This window comes from Gluconobacter sp. R75690 (assembly GCF_015244525.1).
In the GTDB taxonomy this organism is placed as follows: domain Bacteria; phylum Pseudomonadota; class Alphaproteobacteria; order Acetobacterales; family Acetobacteraceae; genus Gluconobacter; species Gluconobacter potus.
The window spans coordinates 1-868 of sequence record NZ_JABCQB010000046.1 but is presented as its reverse complement, the minus strand read 5'-3'; the positions used below and the strand labels follow the sequence as shown (position 1 = coordinate 868).

The following is an 868-nucleotide window of genomic DNA, read 5'->3' as shown; positions in this document are numbered from 1 at the left end:
CTACGGCGTGTCGTCAGTTAAGCAGGATGATGATTGAGGCGAACTGAACCGCCGCGAGGAAGGTGGATTTCAGTTTGTCGTAGCGGGTTGCAATAGCGCGGAACTGCTTCAGTTTATTGAAGAACCGTTCGATAAGATTACGTTCCCTGTAAAGAGCGAAGTCGGTTTTCCGCGGCATCGCTCTATTGCGTTTTGACGGTATGACCGGGGTAATCCCGCGCTCTGTCAATCGGTCGATCAACCTGTCTGCGTCATACGCCCTATCAGCAAGGAAGGCATCCGGATCGATGTTTTCCAGCATCGGTTCCGTCCGGTTAATATCCGCATCCTGTCCCGGTGTGATATCGATCTCCACCGGATTGCCCAGAGCATCGCAGATAGCATGGATCTTTGTGGTCAATCCGCCCCGGGATCGTCCGATGGCCTGATCCGCGCCCCCTTTTTGAGGGCTCCGGCACTGTGCTGATGCGCCCGGACAATGGTGCTGTCGATCATCATGTATTCATTGTCGTGATCTGCTGCCAAATGGCGAAAGATCCGCTCAATAACACCAGTTTCACACCAGCGACGCAGACGTCTGTGCACGTTTTTCCAGTCCCCGAAACGGCCCGGAAGATCACGCCAGGGAATGCCTGCACGGTAGCGATACAGCACAGCTTCTACGAAAAGGCGGTTGTCTGCAGCAGTGCCTCCGACATGACCCTCACGACCCGGAAGAAAGTCTTTTATACGCTCCCACTGGTCGTCACGTAAGCCATAGCGCCGCATCTGTTGTTCTCCTCCAAAGCCGGAAAAACAGTCAGCACAGAGCAACAGAACGTACAACCCTCACTTCAAGCTCTCAGGTCTTAACTGACGACACGCCGTA

General features: G+C 54.1%; 1 protein-coding gene. It reads right to left on the bottom strand.

Going from position 1 to position 868, the window contains the following annotated elements:
• Window positions 1–13 precede the first annotated feature (13 nt).
• A protein-coding gene (locus tag HKD27_RS16250; protein WP_085948219.1) for an IS5 family transposase occupies window positions 14–768 on the bottom strand; the annotation gives its coding sequence in 2 pieces (ribosomal slippage) (window positions 14–447 and window positions 447–768; 756 coding nt in all).
• Window positions 769–868 lie beyond the last annotated feature (100 nt).